Here is a 15,805-nt window from a genome sequence, read left to right as displayed (position 1 = left end):
GGGTGTGCCTTCAACTCTGACATATGAGGTATGAAATGGCATTGGATCCATCACAGGGCTACCCGGAGACATCCAGGAAGTACGCCAGTTTCGCGGGCAATCTGGAGCAGCAGTCGTTTCAGTTCATCAAGGATTTGGACGCCGCCATGCGTTCCAGCTACGCGACGAACATCGTCAATATCGGCCAGAGCATCTATCCGCTTCTTTATGTCGAATCCACTTTCGATGGCGGTCGATACACCTTGCTCACCGACAAGAACACCCGGTACGTCCATCAAAACGTAGGGCAGATATATGACGTGATGAAGGCAATTTCTCACATTCCGCTTGGCATATTTTCAATCATATCGGGTTACGAGAAAGACCCAAAACAAGGCCCGTGGGTTCCTGCACTGCAGACATACCGGGCGTACATCGTCAGCGTTCAGAATACCAAAAGCAATATCTCTGGTTTAGGGCGAGAGGAAAACATCCTCACGGATCGAATGTTAGCTTCGTCTCTGGATTTCATTGACGCCGTTACCACATCGGTGAATTTTACCTATGACGAGTTCGCCGCTTATGCCCGCGGGATCGGTAACGAAATATTCTACTGCCAGAAAAAAGCGGCTAAAAATCAGGTCGATGTCATGAAGGGCGTCCTTGAGGGTTGGAAGGAAATGATGGGCGAGGATGAATGGGGAAAGTTATATGTAATTGTCGGCGCCGTATGGACTCTAACGCAAGAGAACGCACACGAACTGATCATTAAGTCGCTCATGAATGAAGACGTGCGGGAAACGCATGTGGTGGTCAGCGAGGCTGTGCCTGATCTCGAAACCGCTCAGGCCTTAATGGGGCGCATCGTCGGGGACAGAGTGATGGCCGAACTCGTATTTGATTGGAAAGCAAACCCGGCATTTGCTCAAGACATCTATTCTCTCTCGACGCGACGAGATCTTCTATCTCAGGCTGTAGAGGCAGTTCTCAAAGGGAGAACGCCAGAACAACCTTCTGGCGGTTCGGCCATAGGATGTCCACATCTCCGGAGTTGACGCCCGCCAACTCTACTGCCTGTGTCTCCCGCACGATCGCGGGAGACATACCGTTTGCACATTATCGCCTCTTAGCGTCCAAATATTCTTCTATTGTACAATGTGTTGATTATCGCTCCAACTTCACCAATGGATGAAACCCATATGAAAAGAACAGATCGGAACGTTCAATTACCCCTGCGGGCCTGGGATGGAGTGACGCCAAACGCTTTTTTGAAACTTTGTGTAAAGGCACTATGCGATGCAAATCCCCATTTCTCAGCAATTGCCTTCGCGGAGAGATTGCTACTTTGATCGAGGTCGTCGCGAGCTTTTTGCAGGCGCAAAGCGCGCTGATACTCGCTGATCGTCTGTCCTACCGAAAGCAAGAAAGAATACTGCAGAGAGCGGACGCTAACAGCGCTCAGGCTAGCTAAGAATTCGGGAGAGCTTCTGTCCGCTGGATGCGCGTGGATATAATCGATCGCCCGCCGCACCTGTCTTGGTGCAACTAAGGGCACAGGCGCCGTCAGCGTCTGAGTATAGTTGTTCGGATAGTTTAAAAGGAAACTATCAATGACCAAATTTCCAACAGCCGACGAACGTGCATTGAGCGATCCCGCGAGTCGCTGGACCGATGAATTGTACAAAAACTCGACAAGAGCTGGAAGTCCTTTGAGATTTCGCTGATCCAAGGCACCCTTGCTAAATTCAACCGTGTGAACCACCGGCTTATCAAGCAATATGGACATCCGCTTGCAGAGAAGGTCATCAGAAATGACAACTGTTGAATGTTCACTTCCGTCCAGAACATCAACGTTGTCTGCGTGCCGGTAACCAATCACCTGACCGGCGGCGATCGTTAATTTATTGTCCTTGAAATGGTAATCCGTTGTCCCTTCGCTGACGAAATTGAAGAGAACAGAATCGAACATTTCGATGGGAGTAACGCGATAACTTCCAATTGTTTTCGACCATTCGAAGAAAACGTCATCGAGCACGGCGAGATGTCCGTTGACCCCGTACTTGTGGTGCGAGCCGAGTGGAGTTGCAGACACCGGGGCATAAGCGTCACTCAAATACTCCTCAACTTCTCCGATATCCCTGGACGAAATTTTGAGTTCTTTGTACGGACCGTTCGACATTCCTAACACATCCAAACACGTGTTAACTTCGCTAAAAAACGCATGAAACACGATTCAACCATACTCGAATCTTCTTATGCGTGGCAATGAAGCTCAGATTTTGTTTGAAATCGGTCGTTCAATGGACAGATACAAATTAAGCTACATAAATCGGTCACATGAAGTTCCTGCTTCAATCCGAGCCTCTGACAACCAGTTCTGCATTCCCAAAGGACGGTTCCAAATTTCGGCGGACCACTTTTTAATAGGCAAATCAGTTAACCTCCGTCAAACCGCGCAATAAACCTGCACCTCAGTGACATCACTGCACCTTAGAGGCACTCATCGGCGTTGTTCGCATTGAAGATTGACGGATACCGACTAATCTAAATTAGCAAAGATTGGCTTACTTTCTCCCCCAGGTGCCATTTGGTGGTCGGCGGAGGTAAGGAACAAGAGATCCGTATCCTGTCAATCTTTGCCTAAATGAGAATAGCTTTGGAGACAAACGTAGTGAGCAGACGCCTTGATGAGCAATCAATTAATTCGGCAGTGACGCTCTTATCCGCGCTGGAGAACCCAAAGAGACTCACGATACTTCGGATCCTCGTTGAGGGAGAAATGCCGGTGGGTCAGCTAGCAGAAAAGGTTGGCCTCAGCCAATCAGCGTTATCTCAACATCTTTCCAAACTGCGCAATGCAAATGTGGTGCAAACCCGCCGCGATGCCCAGACGATTTATTATTTCAGCCGCTCCGAGCCGGTACGGCAAATTTTAGCGGCTTTAGAAGAAATTTTCAGCGAGGAAGCACCCAGGCTCTCGGTTCCGGCCTGAAATAGGCCCACGCTTGTAGGCAATTCAGCTTTCTTCATACCGTCCCGGGTTTACATGACCGGCTGTTGACGCCGCGTCGCTCCCCGCAGACTGTTGGGACGTGGCCAACTGGATGGTCGTGCAAGACAAGCTCACATTTGCCAAAGAACTAGCCCCCGCCGTACAACAAGCGTATACTTCTCGATCAAGCAAGCTCGTTTACGCGTTGCTCGCGGTTTGGATGAGAAATGTACCGCTCGATTGCAGAGAAATAACCATAAATTTTAGTAGTAGTGGCGGAATTGCAGTAAAATTTTGCACCTCGACTAGGAAGTTCTGGCGAACAATCCAAAAAGTAGAACCCATAATATCTTTACGTCAATAATCAGAGCATTCGAATCATCTGAAAAGGCATATGTTTTAAATCGTGCTGTCTGGGGGCGGATGGAATGCAAAGTTACTCATTTGAAATATGGGACTGCGAAACTTGCGTTCGACGTGAAGTGGTGTGCGAAACGGACGTTGAGGCAGCTAATCGCGCTGCAATAGTCGCGCTTGCAATTTTCCTATTGAGGCGTCCGGATTTACGGGGGAGACTCAAAATTGTCGTTCGCAATGCGGATGGCTCTCGGCTCGGGGAGTTCTTAGCGTCCAAGCTCAGAGGCGGACGCGGTGCATATACACTGGCACCGTAGGAGCGTGCCTTTTTGGGCGTCTGGTTGCTCGCCGCCCCTATCGCAACCGCGCGCGCTCTATGAACTTGTTACCGTTATTGAATGGACTCACACCTGTGGATGCCAGCAATGGAGTGCCATCGCCTTGAAAGGAATCGAACCAGCGTTCCATCTCCCCGAATTGTACACGGCTGAAAACACTGGAATATCCGGACGGAGCGACTTCCATCGTAGCTGCGTCGCGTTCCGCTAAATGTCATTCATTCCCGGCATTTAGAGATTGCCAACCGGAACGTTCACCGCGACGTATCATACAGGTGGATGGCGACGACGTTGGCTTTCCTGATCAGCAATCGCATTGACGATCTCGAAGTCCATTGCGGCACGCAGCTCGAACGCTTCGCAGAACGGACGATCGAAACCGGCATTGTGGAGTTGCGAGGTCATTCCAGTCCAAGTCTGATTGCAGCGTCGTCCAGCGCACAATACGCATTGGCACCGGGGCAAGCAACGACCACCCCGGCCCGTCCGTTTCGCCCTGAGGAGCTGCAAATTTCGCTTATTAGAACAAGGAAGTGCTTGGGAGCCTGACATCGAAATCGTAGGATGCTGAATATTGATTTCATCCCTTTGAGAGCGTCCATGGACAATCAGGCACAACAGTCAGACCGGGAACATCACTTTTACGTTTCGACCGCCAAGTTCCTTTTCCACCATCCTCAGCACGGGATTGTGGCTGTTCGCGATCCCATAAAACTGACGGATGCGGAGCGATATGGTTTGAGTCCTATTCTACTCTACGGCCTCACAGTGGCCGGCCTGCCGATCCGCTGGCTAACATTTTCCACCATGAAGCAGCGCAGATCTTTGCGCGATGCGCTGCTGACGGCGTGGAAAAGCGCGGAGGGTTTGCGCGGCCTGCCAGATATTCTCCGCGTGAATCGCTACGTCGCACAGACAGATCCGTTGCTGGTGGCAGATCTTGCAAGGATCGGCGTGCGACTTGAGGTGGCCGACGCCAAGGATAAGACAGTGCCTGCCTCGCTACGCTCAGCTCAGGACGCTTCTGGATGGCTATTGAAGAAACACGATCCGGTTGATCTGTCTCTGATAGCTTCTGTCGAAGGCCTCTGTCTCGATGCACATGACGACCACGATTGGAGAGCGAGCCGCGGACCTCTAGGGCTCAGCAACCGAAAACTCGAGGAGAAGATCGAGCGGTGGCTCGAATTGCCAACGCGACAACCGCCGTCCGTGCCACTTGCAGACCTCGAATGGGAAGCAGGACCATGGCTGTCATCCTGGGAGGCCTCTCTACCACCCGATCAACCACGTTATTTCCACCATGACGGTATCAGCGGAAGAATCTGGCTGCTTCAAGGAGACGACCCATCAGGGGACATCGAGGATGATGACGAGATCTCGGTCTACGAAGAGCACGACAATACGGCGGAAGTCGCCAAGAACTTGGTAGCCTGCTGGCCGAATCCAGCGAAAGAGGTCGCGGCTGCGGCCAGGATTACTCTGCGGCAACTCCAATGGTTTACCTCGGAACGCGCCAGCCTCGACAGGTCGGCCCGCAACGACCTGCGGTGCCTGCTAGGTATCGAGTACGACGAGCGGATGGGCAGCTACACGCCTGCGGGGCCTTACGTTCTGATTGCCAGGAAAGCGCAGGCGATTGAAGCGATCTATCAGGAGATTTCCGGAGGCGGTGATGCTTGCCCCTGCGAACTCGTTCCGGCTCAGGGACAGGCCGACCCGAGCTGGAGGTACGTGTTGATCAACGCGCATAGCACCCCCCCTACTCTTGTCATGGCCCCTCGTGGAGAAACAATCACGGAACGGCTTCCCGATCTGATGATGAACTACGAAGGCATCCGACCGGTGTCGCCGACCCTTTACCGCGATGTGGTCACCACCTGCGCCCGGGCTTGCCAGACGCCCATGGCCAACGTTCGGGAGATGACGGAATTCGCGAAGCGGTATGAACGACACTGGAGCGATTGCGCATGGCTACCGGACTGAGCTTTCTGGTAGCACGTGAGCTCTGATGTCTGATCGCAATCGAACATATCGACTTGGATGCTTTGCGTGCCTCCTTCCCCAGTTGAAACCGAAGGCGGTGCTGCGCTCGTCGTTGCCGGCGACGGTACAAATTGATCTGAACGGTGACAACAATCTTGCTTGCCTGGACATTGTAGCCATTTCCGTCGGCAAGGCTTTGCTTTGGAATTCAGTCGAAGTCTTGTCTCGCAATCTGAGCCAGAACGCCATCAAAAGAGAGCGGGATCGGTTTGCTCAAGACTAGCCACGACATGCGCGACAGATTAGTTAAGATATCGGATAAAAATTCAGCGTCTATCCCGCCCGTCGGGGGTGGTCAAGAGATTGGTTTGGGAGGTTACCTTGAGCAGTTTTGCCGGACTGGCCTTGTCAGATGCTTGGCTCAGCCAATTTGCGAAAGAAGATCGCGAAGTGGCACAAATGCTACTGGACGAGGTTCACACTATTTCAACAGACGCGTTTTCCGATGGCATCATTAAACTTATAGATGAAATTGCCTCGGAGCGGCCTGATCTAGATCGCAAGATCGCGCTCTATTGTGAGCGCCCCATCAAACGTGTGTTCGGGAACATACCGGTCTTCTTCCCCGGGTCTCGGAAAGGACGAGCCGAGGGCCCAAGCGTGGCACCCGTCGTTGCAAACCCTCTTGACCAAGAAGTTGGAAGCGAAGGCATCGTCGCTCAGTTGATCACCAGCTACTGCCGAGCAAATCCCAAAGTAGCGTTGTCTCACCCTGGCCCTTCGAAGCTCAGGAAGGACCGAGTGAGCCACATTGTCATCGTGACAGACCTGATTGGATCAGGTGACCGAATATCAGCAATGCTGGAGTCTCTGAGTGTCGTGGCTACTCTCAGGAGCTGGGAATCCTACAAGCTGATCAAGTTTGTCGTTGTTGCATATGCAGCGACTGACCACGGCTTGGCACGGCTAAAGTGGGCGCCGTTGAAGAATGAAATCCGGTCTGTCATTAGTTGTCCGACTATTAACACGGCGTTCCGTGGCACGCGATTGAAGTTGATCAACAGTATTTGCCAGCGCTATCCGGCAAAACGGCGTGGCAATCCATTTGGTTGGGAGGGAGGAGGAGCTTTGATAGCCTTCTCCCATGGCTGCCCGAACAACGCACCAGCAATCTTTTGGACCACCGCAAACGAATGGCAGCCGATTTTCAAAGGTCGTACCACGATAGCCGCGGCAGGCGCCTTTCGCATCGATGAGGCGGATCTCCTAAGAAGACGAACTGAACGCTTGTTGAAAACGAATGAAATTAGGGCGCGTTTGGACGCACCGGATGGAAAACTATGGCTTTCCGCAATGGCGGTCCTCGCGGCCTCAGAGGACGGTGCGCGCGGACCGCGCAATGTCTCCGCACGTCTCGGTCTACCCTTCGGCGAGGTTCGCATGAACATCAACCTTTGCAAGGAAGCCGGATGGATTTCTGATAGCGGCGTGCTGACTATGCTGGGGAAAATGGAACTTCGTCGACTGAGACGAAGATTGCGGCCAAAACCAATCTTCCCATCTGACGCAAATCCGTTCTACTATCCGAGTCAGCTGAGGGTTCCATGAGGGTGATTAGGAATGCGCCGCGAAAGCGGCGATGGGCATCACGGATGTCCAGAGTGTCGGATTCTCGATACTCGTCTCGCGTAGCGACATTTTCATGCTGCGCAATGGCACGAGCCTTTCCCGGCGGCGTCTTGGGGGCGCCTCGTGCCATTACCCACCGAATGGGGTCAAAGTAATGCAATCGTGGAGCCCTCAGCAGTACCGATACGATGGCGTTCAACACGGCGTATCCGACGAGACAATCGAAAGCGTGATTGCCCGAGTGGAACTCATCGCTGCTGTGAATCCAAGCATCACTCCGGTACTAACCCTGCGTCACCTCAGCGAATTATGCGGGGTTGAATACGGCTTTTTGCGCCGGATTGTATCTCGCTCAACGGTCCCTTACCGTGTATTCAGCTTGAGAAAAAGGATCCCGGGCCGAACCCGCCATCGCCTCATCTGTGTTCCGCGCAAAGAGCTCAAGGCTGCCCAAGACTGGATTGTCAGGAACATCCTCCGCCATACGAAAGCACATGCAGCGAGCTTCGCCTATCATCCGAAGTCACGTCCCGAGTTTGGTGCTCAGAGACATTGTGGTTGTGACTATTTACTGAAAATCGACATAACGGACTTTTTTCACAGCGTTAGCGAAGGCCGGATTTTTCGAGTTTTTGCTGAGCTCGGCTTCTCGGAGCTTTTAGCATTCGAGTTGGCGCGATTGACTACAATCATCGCGCAAGGGACTGAGCGTCCAGATTGGATTGCCGCCGCTCGGTGGCCAGCTATCCCAGCCTACCAAACATCTTACGAGGGCTTTCTTCCTCAAGGGGCCTCAACAAGTCCGATGCTTTCGAACCTAGCGATGTTGGCCTTGGATGCGAGAATTGCGGGAATGGCCTCTGATGCCGGTCTTGTCTACACTAGATACGCCGATGATCTCACGTTTTCGGGCCGGAAACCTCACGATCTAAAATCGATGAAGCGCTTCAAGCGCAAGGTCTTTGACGTGCTGAACGAAGCTGGGTTCAGACCAAACCTTCGGAAAACGTCGATCCGGGGACCCGGTGCACGGAGGATTGTGCTTGGAATGCTGGTTGATGGACCTAGGCCCAGATTGGCAAAGGAGTTCAAGGACGACTTGCGTAAACATCTTCATTACCTGAGGTCGAAGGATTATGGGCCGGCAAAGCATGCGGCAGCAAACAAGACATCCATCAGCGCAATGTTTCACATGGTACGCGGCCTGATCGGTTGGGCCACGCGAGTGGAGCCGCGGTATGGACGATCGTGCCTGGTTGAATTCCGAAAAGTCGTGTGGCCTCCTTTAATTCCATAATCTGGAGGCAGCGGTCAGCGGTCGCCAAGTTCGACCGAGAGATCGCTGTTGCCGAGAAGGCAGATAAGGGAGAAGAAACTGCCTTTCGTGAGCGTGCACGGCGGTTGAGAGTGCAGATCTAAGCAGGAGCAACATGGAAAAGATCGAATATCGCTATGATGATGTCGGCGCGTCGAAAGCTTTCGTCCTCTCGCTCAAACTGAAGGTAATCCGTGAACGCTTCTCCTCGCTGCAGGACTGGAATCCTGACAATTGCGCGCTGGTATTGCTAGGGGGGAAACCAGTCGCCCTTGCTGATTGCAATCGTTCCGAAGACGGCCTTGCAGCCATTTGCGGTTTGATTGCCCGCCCAGGCTTCGGGGGATACGCGGTCAACGCTCTATCCGCATTGAAGCGTCATACGCAGCTGCGACACTGGGCTGCTGCAGTTCGAGCACCCAATCCTGCGGTGTTTGGTATAGCTCGTCGATATCTCGACGAGCTATACGACCAGGGTGCTTGGGAAATATCCAATGAACTGATGCTGAAACACGGAGCACTTGGCCACCTTCGTCCTACACCTTTGGTTATTTCCACTTTTCATCTGACACATTTGCAACTTCCGCCGCTCAAAGATTGGAGCTCCGCGACCAAACGACAACTTCTGGTTGCTGCCCGATCTCCTGGGACAGTCAATCTCGTTGCACCGTCCGGCGATAATCTCGGTCCATTGATGATGACGTTGGCATTCGAACTAGCCAACACCGTGGGGTTGGTGCGTCAGAATATGACCCGTACTCTTATGTTCATGATGATGGCGATGAACGGGATACCGGTTCCGGATAAAATGGCACGAAAGTTCATCTCGCCGTCGGCGCCAGGTGACTTTCAGCAGAGCATTGATGTCGCGCTTGCGTCGTTGGATGGGTCCGGAACGCTGCTCTTTTCGCCACAGAAAATGGGAGGAAGGCTGCCTTGGAACAACTGACGTCGATCACGGTTGGCAGGAAAAAGCGCCGCATGGATAGCTCGGCCTTCCAACCAGTCAACTCTTGACAGACCTGAAGCGCATCTTTCAATCATTTCAATGTTCTCTTTTTGTTCTACGCGTGCTATTCTCTCTGGATTAGACCAGTTCAGGCTTTTTCAGATGTCGCGAAAGATAATTCATATAGACATGGACGCTTTTTATGCGTCAGTGGAGCAACGAGATAATCCGACCTTGCGCGGTCTTCCAATCGCTGTAGGTGGCTCGGGCGCGCGCGGTGTCCTAACGACCGCGAGTTATGAAGCGCGCAAGTTTGGTGTCCACTCGGCAATGCCTTCGGTCACCGCGGCTCGCAAGTGCCCGGGCCTTATATTCGTAAAACCCCGGTTCGAAGTCTATCGCGCCGTCTCACAGCAAATCAGAGACATTTTCTGCGACTATACGCCGCTTGTTGAACCCCTTTCGCTCGACGAGGCTTATCTGGATGTCACCGAGAACCTCAAGAGAATAGAGATTGCGACCGAAATCGCCACGGAGATTCGAGCGAGGATCCTGGCTGTGACCGGACTGACGGCTTCGGCGGGCATTTCGTATAACAAGTTTCTGGCGAAAATCGCGAGTGACCTCAACAAACCGAATGGGCAGGCCGTCATCGCGCCAAAGAACGGGCCTTCATTCATTGAGCGGCTCCCCGTCAAGAAATTCCATGGTGTCGGCCCCGCAACGGCAGAGAAGATGCATCGGCTGGGGATAGAGACCGGCGCGGATCTGAAAGAGCGATCAGTCGAGTTCCTCACTCAACACTTCGGCAAGGCAGGCGCGTACTTCTATGGCATCGCGCGCGGGCTCGACACCCGGGAAGTGCAGCCTGATCGAGAGAGAAAATCGATCGGTGCCGAGGACACATTCCCTGAAGACGTTTTTGCACTCGAGACTGCACGCGAGCAATTGCTGCCACTCGTATCCAAGGTGTGCCGGTTCTGCGACAACAATGACACCGGAGGAAAGACGGTGACGCTGAAGGTCAAATATTCCGACTTTCAGACGATCACCCGCAGCCGAACGTCGCCAATGGCCAATCGCACCGAAGCATCTGTCTGGATCGTACTGGAGCCTTTGCTCCAATCCGTATTTCCGACAAGAAAGGGTATCCGTCTGCTCGGGATCAGCCTTGGAAGTTTGGAGGGAGCAGATCAGAACACACAGCTTGATCTTGCCCTCTAATCACAGCGAGAGGGCTTAAGGCTTGCCACCCAGGTCGTATCCACCAAGATCTTCGCTGAGTGCGGTCAGACGATCGAGCGCCGCCAGGCGTTTAGCATCACGCGCGGTCTTGAACGCTTCAACATCATTGGCACGAAGCCGGCGATGCGTTCCAACCTTCTCTGCACTAACCTCACCCCGATCGATCAAGCGAACGAGATATTGCCGAGATACGCCCAAAATCTCTGCTGCATCTTGGGTCGACAAGAGTTCTTCATCGGCAAGCACCGTGACCTGTCGTCCCTCCGCCACCAACTCGGCGGCGCGGAACATCACGTCGGCAAGCACACTCGGCAGTTCCACCGACTCGCCATTGACGAGGACGATCTGTACGGACCCTGCCTGCTTGGTGGACCGGGAGACGAGCAAATTCGCGAGGCGCGCAGCAGCGGTCCTCTCCATGGGGAGAACTGTGCTAGACGACTGTTCCGATCTTCCTGAGGAAGGATTGCGATGTGATGTAGCCATGGGCGCAATATGGTCCATAAACGCTATAAACGCAACCTTTCCGTTTCATAGCGAACACGGCGGCTGGGGGCCTACGCATGCTCGACTTGATGTGCGCCGCTGGCCGATCTAACTTCCGGCCTTTCCATAGTATGCGACGTCGCGCTCGAAGATCGAAGGCGTCAAACAGAGCGGCGACAGTGAAATGATAACCGTAGTCCTGGACGCAAATGTCCTTTACCCAATGCTTTTGCGCGACACCCTCCTGCGATGCGCTGCCGCCGGACTCTTTCAAATCCGTTGGTCCTCCAAGATTCTCGAAGAGATGACAAGCAATCTGGTGAGAGACTACGGCATGCCTGCGGAGGCAGCCGACGCATTACGCCAAATTATGGATGAAGCGTTCCCCGAGGCAATGGTCGAAGGGTGGGAGGAGCTTGAACCAGCGATGCGCAACGACAGCAAAGACCGGCACGTGGCGGCGGCGGCAGCCGCGTCGGGCGCGGTTGCGATCGTCACCGCGAACACTCGGGACTTCTATGATCTCCCGGCCGGTATCGACGCGGCGCATCCCGATGAGTTTCTATGCGCATTGTTCGATGCAACGCCTTCGAAGGTGAGCGACGTGCTGCATAGGCAAGCTAGCGGCTATCGGAGGCCGACACTGACCACGGCCGAGTTGCTTGCAAGACTTGCCGTCACCATGCCAAATTTTGCGCGGACTGCCCTTGAGCACCTGAACGAACAGGGCTAGTAGAGCGCTCTTGCAGACCGGGCCCGACGACAGACGGCCGCCGCTCACTCGATGTCGGCAACCTGTCGCAACGAGGCAGGAAGACTTCGGCACGCGGTAAGTCGTGGCCCGAGTATCTCGGCAACGAAACCATGATGGCGCTCGGGAATGCCCATCCTGGCTCCTGTAAGGCCGTTGAAAACAAGGTCAGCGACTTGGTCACGCCCAAAGGCAGACAGAATCAGATCCGAACACAGGATATCGGCGGTCGCGATCACTTGCATCGCAGCAAAACGATCCGCCGCAATCCTGAGCGCCTTGCGTTCATCGATGACGACCGTTCGACCGTGCACCAATCCAAGTGCGAGGGTTGCAGCCTCACCATCGTCCAACGTCTGATCAGCGGACCCGGTAACAAGGCTGGCGAAGATGAGCTCTCCGTCATCATCAAACGGAATGAATTCGAGAAGTCGTTCGTCAGCCAGTGCGCGCGCCAAGCCCGCGTCGTCCCGCCCATTGAAACGGTCGATAAAAAGCTCATCTCGAACAACTGTGCTCGCGCAGAGCGTCACTCCAAATGCGCGAACGATATCGGAGGCCCGGCCTGTTGCGTTTAAGTTGATAATCACACTCGAATCCACGACAAGAGGAGCCGAGATTTTACCGGAGAATAGAGGTTGCCGCATTGGCCCCACTTTCTTCGGCATCGATATCCATCAGAATGTCGCGCACTTTGACCCGGTCGAGGCGCAACATCCTCGAAATCTGCCCCTCGCTCAGAAGTCCCCGTTTGGCTGCTTGGTAGGCCATGAGGCCGGTCTTAATAGGGACTGGTAACGCCGCGTCATCCTTCATTCGATCATTTTGGGCCACGTCCCCTAAGACCTGCCTGACATGATCATCGGTGATGTTTCCATTTGCTTGAAACCAGTCCCAGGTCCCACGTTTGGTGAGCTGCAGCTCTTCGAGCCTTCGCACCATCGCCTCGCGCGAAACGTGGAAGAAATGCGCGAGAACAATTACGTGGCGGCGAGTCAGGCTGGAAGCGCCAGCGGTTACCTCTTCGAATTTCTGCCGGACAGCCTGAGCTGGAGTAAGAAATCCACGCGCAAAGGCATTGGCATATTTTTCCTCCCGCGAGCTTTCCAATTCGTCGATCTCGCTGACTTCAGCCTGCATCCGCGTCGACACCAGGTGGCCAAGTTCGTGGGCTGCCGTCTGCGTTCGACGATCCAGAGGATGGCTCGCGTTCAGGAGGATGCAAGCGCCAACCGACTCTTCGAATGCAAACAATCCGGAAATTTTTCCGGGCAAGCGACGGACATAGAGCCGAACACCCATCTGCATTTCCAGAACGGCGCCGATGTCAGATACGGGCGCCAGTCCGAGCCCCAGCCAATGACGCAGTTCCAGCGCATGCTGCTCCGCCTGCTGGCGGACATCCCCCGCAAGGATTGCGCGCTCAGGCGGAAGGTTTCGGACATGGGCGATACCGAGCAGCGTTTCTAGCTCGACATCCGCACGGACGAGCTGGGCCATCAGTTCCGCAGCCGTACTGACGGCCGGTTCGTCATGATCGGCGAGCTTGCGGAACTTGGGCGTGAGCTCCACGTGAACCGCTTCTATGCGCAGCAGCGCGTTGACGCTCGTACCGTAGAATTGGGCGAGCTGTTGGAGTTCGCCAATTTTGACCCGGCGTGCGCCCTTCTCCATTGCAACGAGGGTTGTACGCGCCGCCCCGATTACCGCTGCCGCATCCGCCTGCGTCTTCGCCGCGTTTTCGCGGGCGATACGCAGGCGTTCGCCGATTTGCTCCGGGTTGAGCTGTTCGTGACTCTCGCTCATGAGGTCACGCCAACCATTGGGCAACAAATGATTTCGGCCCGAGATCCTTCATAAATGCCTTCCATTCTCTGTCATGCTGTCCGAGTAGGCCAAAAAGTCTCTCCTCGGCTTCAGTTGTCGTCATATGCAGCCGCTCCCCCAGCTGCCAGGCGTGCCGCTTCAAGCGAACGCGGTGTAGGGGGGAAGAGCGCATTTCGGCGAGATGATCAAGATGCAGTGCTCCGGCGATCCCGTATCGCTGCATTGCCCGCGTGACCTTCGTGAAGCCCCGGACAACTCCGTCCTCAAATCTTCCCGAGCGCAGGTCTTCCCAAACATAGTTTTCTTTTGGCTCGCTAATACCGGCAGAATGGAAACTAAGTCTCCGCAGCATGCAGGCTGCGCATATACCGCAATGCCGGCGCGCTCTATCGAACGACGAATTTCTGCTCTGCTGCCAGCAGGAGCGAGTTTTGTTCCACTCTTCGGGATCTGATTCGATCGCGGCAAACTCTGCCAAGGTCTGCCCCTTCGTTTTCCAAAGCTGCGGCAGTCGAAAGTGGATCGAGTAACCGAATATCGCTTCGAAAACCTCCTCCATTTTGCATAGGAAGCGGGGATGGTTGCGATAGTCTTCATAGCCGTGGCTGGTTGGAACAAGCGTCGGTCCCAATGCACCTTGTCCACTTTCTGGCATGGCCACGTCATGGGTTCCGACGAGATATGCGGCCAGCGCACTTAATAGCGTAAATTTGAATCCACGGCTTCGCACCGACGACTCTTTGATCCCGATCGGCTTCATGTTGACGGAGAATGGAATATTCAGAAACGGTACCTTCTTGCGATCGCGGATGGGCCGATCGTCTGCTTTCGAGCCGACACGAACCCTGATCAGCCTGTCGATGCGGCCCTGCGCACCGAGGATTGCCGAGACAGCACGCGAGTCTAAGCCATCGCTAAAGGGCGTAATCGTGCGACCAGGATCGCCCCATTCGAACAAGCTTTGTTGTCCGAAATCGCTGTCGGCGCTGAGCTTGGCAGCGGTGAAAGTCAGTTTCCACTCATCTCCGGTCAAAAACTTCAATGCGGCGGCAATGCATTCCATCACGCGTGGGTTTTGCCAGCGCGCCACGTCATGGACGGGCAGCTGCAGCTCAATCCGGCGTGCCCAGCCGTAGCCTGGGCGCTTCAGGGCCTTGTCGCAATACTCGACCGCGGCGATGAGGACCATCGCGTCATAAACGCGGCTATCCCAGTTTTTCGATCTGTAGTCGTTCAAGTCTTCCGTCTTAAAGACGACAGCCTTTCCGATTTCAGCCGTGCGCCAACCTTCTGCTCCTTTAGCGCCGGGCTCCACAACCGCAACTCGGATCAAAGGTATTTCCAACGGGGAATCGCTCATAGTGGAGGCCCCTGATCGACGCCGTCGTACACCGTTGGTGATCTAGTCACGTTGACGGTGCGATCGCCAAGTATTGATCTCGCCATGCGGTCGAACGTTCCGCCGGCAGTCATCTCCCCGATGGTTTCTCCCAGTCGTCGACGCATTTGCTGGCAGGCGCCTGGACCCGCTTTCACAAGGTAATGCTCTTCAATTGCGCGAGCGCCGGCAGCCAGGCGCTCGCCGAGCGATGCGGCCAAGCCCTTCTCTACAGCAGCCAGTCCAGCGTATCCTTCCGAGATAGCCATTTGCGTCGCCTCGATGGCGCTTGCTGCCAAAGGCTGTACCGAGGGATCGACGCGGAGACGGTCGAGTTGTTCATTCGCGGAAGAAGCCAGCGTGAGAAGATCCCAACCATCAGCTATCGTGACAAGCTGCTTCAAAGCCGGAACAACCTCAAGTCTGACGTCGCGCATGAGTGCAGCTTCAGCCGCCTCGCTGACCTGTTGAATGCCAAATGCTGGTCTGTACGCCCATGCTGCGACACGTTGGTATCCGTGGCGTAGAGGCAAGCTTTTATGCGGGCCGTCGCTCATTGGAATCTCCTAATGT

Annotated in this window: 16 protein-coding genes; 9 read left to right on the top strand and 7 right to left on the bottom strand. The window is 54.4% G+C overall.

The window, feature by feature from the left end; all coding sequences use genetic code 11:
- The first annotated feature begins 35 nt into the window (after positions 1 to 35).
- Positions 36 to 1,034 carry a hypothetical protein gene (locus ASF29_RS16410; RefSeq protein ID WP_062451747.1) on the top strand — a complete coding sequence of 333 codons (999 nt, stop codon included), beginning with the start codon at positions 36 to 38 and terminating at the stop codon, positions 1,032 to 1,034.
- 167 nt (positions 1,035 to 1,201) lie between these two features.
- Here the strand turns inward: ASF29_RS16410 and ASF29_RS16405 are convergent, their stop codons facing one another.
- Entirely contained in the window at positions 1,202 to 2,158 is a 957-nt protein-coding gene (locus ASF29_RS16405) for an AraC family transcriptional regulator (protein WP_062451746.1), read from the bottom strand.
- 465 nt (positions 2,159 to 2,623) lie between these two features.
- Between ASF29_RS16405 and ASF29_RS16400 the strand changes: the two genes are divergently transcribed.
- Positions 2,624 to 2,971 carry a metalloregulator ArsR/SmtB family transcription factor gene (locus ASF29_RS16400; protein ID WP_062451745.1) on the top strand — a complete coding sequence of 116 codons (348 nt, stop codon included), beginning with the start codon at positions 2,624 to 2,626 and terminating at the stop codon, positions 2,969 to 2,971.
- A 962-nt stretch (positions 2,972 to 3,933) separates the two neighbouring features.
- Here ASF29_RS16400 and ASF29_RS24460 read toward each other — a convergent pair.
- On the bottom strand, positions 3,934 to 4,071 hold the full coding sequence (locus ASF29_RS24460) for a hypothetical protein (protein ID WP_156462707.1): 138 nt from the start codon (positions 4,069 to 4,071) through the stop codon (positions 3,934 to 3,936).
- A gap of 195 nt (positions 4,072 to 4,266) precedes the next feature.
- Here ASF29_RS24460 and ASF29_RS24955 point away from each other — a divergent pair, with 195 nt between their 5' ends.
- The 6 genes from ASF29_RS24955 (at position 4,267) to dinB (ending at position 10,769) form a co-directional block, all read left to right on the top strand.
- Entirely contained in the window at positions 4,267 to 5,652 is a 1,386-nt protein-coding gene (locus ASF29_RS24955; protein WP_062451925.1) for a hypothetical protein, read from the top strand.
- Positions 5,653 to 5,677: 25 nt separating this feature from the next.
- Complete coding sequence (locus ASF29_RS16390) at positions 5,678 to 5,935, top strand: hypothetical protein (protein ID WP_156462706.1); 258 nt, start codon at positions 5,678 to 5,680, stop codon at positions 5,933 to 5,935.
- Between the two features lie 98 nt (positions 5,936 to 6,033).
- Positions 6,034 to 7,260: a hypothetical protein gene (locus ASF29_RS16385; protein WP_156462705.1), complete on the top strand. Its 1,227-nt coding sequence runs from the start codon at positions 6,034 to 6,036 to the stop codon at positions 7,258 to 7,260.
- Positions 7,261 to 7,291: 31 nt separating this feature from the next.
- The gene (locus ASF29_RS16380) at positions 7,292 to 8,578 is read left to right on the top strand and encodes a reverse transcriptase family protein (RefSeq protein ID WP_062451742.1); all 1,287 of its coding nucleotides are present in this window, start codon (positions 7,292 to 7,294) and stop codon (positions 8,576 to 8,578) included.
- 133 nt (positions 8,579 to 8,711) lie between these two features.
- Complete coding sequence (locus tag ASF29_RS16375; RefSeq protein ID WP_062451741.1) at positions 8,712 to 9,545, top strand: hypothetical protein; 834 nt, start codon at positions 8,712 to 8,714, stop codon at positions 9,543 to 9,545.
- Positions 9,546 to 9,707: 162 nt separating this feature from the next.
- Positions 9,708 to 10,769 (top strand): DNA polymerase IV, encoded by a 1,062-nt coding sequence (gene dinB, locus ASF29_RS16370; RefSeq protein ID WP_062451924.1) that lies wholly within the window; start codon positions 9,708 to 9,710, stop codon positions 10,767 to 10,769.
- Positions 10,770 to 10,784: 15 nt separating this feature from the next.
- On the opposite strand, the gene ASF29_RS16365 is transcribed toward dinB, so the two are convergent.
- On the bottom strand, positions 10,785 to 11,210 hold the full coding sequence (locus tag ASF29_RS16365; protein ID WP_244473576.1) for a helix-turn-helix domain-containing protein: 426 nt from the start codon (positions 11,208 to 11,210) through the stop codon (positions 10,785 to 10,787).
- Positions 11,211 to 11,460: 250 nt separating this feature from the next.
- On the opposite strand from ASF29_RS16365, the gene ASF29_RS16360 reads away from it, so the two are divergent.
- Complete coding sequence (locus ASF29_RS16360) at positions 11,461 to 12,009, top strand: PIN domain-containing protein (RefSeq protein WP_062451739.1); 549 nt, start codon at positions 11,461 to 11,463, stop codon at positions 12,007 to 12,009.
- Positions 12,010 to 12,053: 44 nt separating this feature from the next.
- Here ASF29_RS16360 and ASF29_RS24070 read toward each other — a convergent pair whose 3' ends face one another.
- Genes ASF29_RS24070 through ASF29_RS16340 form a run of 4 tightly spaced genes read right to left on the bottom strand, consistent with a single transcriptional unit; the run spans position 12,054 to position 15,789 of the window.
- Positions 12,054 to 12,695, bottom strand: coding sequence for a hypothetical protein (locus tag ASF29_RS24070; protein WP_082453538.1), 642 nt, complete (start codon positions 12,693 to 12,695; stop codon positions 12,054 to 12,056).
- A complete protein-coding gene (locus tag ASF29_RS16350) occupies positions 12,649 to 13,833 on the bottom strand; it encodes an ImmA/IrrE family metallo-endopeptidase (protein WP_062451737.1) in 1,185 nt (394 codons plus the stop codon). The genes ASF29_RS24070 and ASF29_RS16350 overlap by 47 nt, the downstream gene beginning before the upstream one ends.
- A 4-nt stretch (positions 13,834 to 13,837) precedes the next feature.
- Entirely contained in the window at positions 13,838 to 15,214 is a 1,377-nt protein-coding gene (locus tag ASF29_RS16345; RefSeq protein WP_062451736.1) for a 7-cyano-7-deazaguanine synthase, read from the bottom strand.
- Positions 15,211 to 15,789, bottom strand: a complete 579-nt coding sequence (locus ASF29_RS16340) for a hypothetical protein (RefSeq protein ID WP_062451735.1) — start codon at positions 15,787 to 15,789, stop codon at positions 15,211 to 15,213. The genes ASF29_RS16345 and ASF29_RS16340 overlap by 4 nt, the downstream gene beginning before the upstream one ends.
- Positions 15,790 to 15,805 lie beyond the last annotated feature (16 nt).

This window comes from Rhizobium sp. Leaf262, assembly GCF_001422245.1.
Lineage (GTDB): Bacteria > Pseudomonadota > Alphaproteobacteria > Rhizobiales > Rhizobiaceae > Agrobacterium.
This window is presented reverse-complemented; position numbering and strand designations above follow the sequence as displayed.

Bases quoted from the DNA above. Each gene is read 5' to 3' on its own strand.
- ASF29_RS16410 (WP_062451747.1), top strand. From the start codon at position 36: ATGGCATTGGATCCATCACAGGGCTACCCGGAGACATCCAGGAAGTAC.
- ASF29_RS16405 (WP_062451746.1), bottom strand. From the start codon at position 2,158: ATGTCGAACGGTCCGTACAAAGAACTCAAAATTTCGTCCAGGGATATC.
- ASF29_RS16400 (WP_062451745.1), top strand. From the start codon at position 2,624: ATGAGAATAGCTTTGGAGACAAACGTAGTGAGCAGACGCCTTGATGAG.
- ASF29_RS24460 (WP_156462707.1), bottom strand. From the start codon at position 4,071: ATGACCTCGCAACTCCACAATGCCGGTTTCGATCGTCCGTTCTGCGAA.
- ASF29_RS24955 (WP_062451925.1), top strand. From the start codon at position 4,267: ATGGACAATCAGGCACAACAGTCAGACCGGGAACATCACTTTTACGTT.
- ASF29_RS16390 (WP_156462706.1), top strand. From the start codon at position 5,678: ATGTCTGATCGCAATCGAACATATCGACTTGGATGCTTTGCGTGCCTC.
- ASF29_RS16380 (WP_062451742.1), top strand. From the start codon at position 7,292: ATGGGCATCACGGATGTCCAGAGTGTCGGATTCTCGATACTCGTCTCG.
- ASF29_RS16375 (WP_062451741.1), top strand. From the start codon at position 8,712: ATGGAAAAGATCGAATATCGCTATGATGATGTCGGCGCGTCGAAAGCT.
- dinB (WP_062451924.1), top strand. From the start codon at position 9,708: ATGTCGCGAAAGATAATTCATATAGACATGGACGCTTTTTATGCGTCA.
- ASF29_RS16365 (WP_244473576.1), bottom strand. From the start codon at position 11,210: ATGGAGAGGACCGCTGCTGCGCGCCTCGCGAATTTGCTCGTCTCCCGG.
- ASF29_RS16360 (WP_062451739.1), top strand. From the start codon at position 11,461: ATGATAACCGTAGTCCTGGACGCAAATGTCCTTTACCCAATGCTTTTG.
- ASF29_RS24070 (WP_082453538.1), bottom strand. From the start codon at position 12,695: ATGCCGAAGAAAGTGGGGCCAATGCGGCAACCTCTATTCTCCGGTAAA.
- ASF29_RS16350 (WP_062451737.1), bottom strand. From the start codon at position 13,833: ATGAGCGAGAGTCACGAACAGCTCAACCCGGAGCAAATCGGCGAACGC.
- ASF29_RS16345 (WP_062451736.1), bottom strand. From the start codon at position 15,214: ATGAGCGATTCCCCGTTGGAAATACCTTTGATCCGAGTTGCGGTTGTG.
- ASF29_RS16340 (WP_062451735.1), bottom strand. From the start codon at position 15,789: ATGAGCGACGGCCCGCATAAAAGCTTGCCTCTACGCCACGGATACCAA.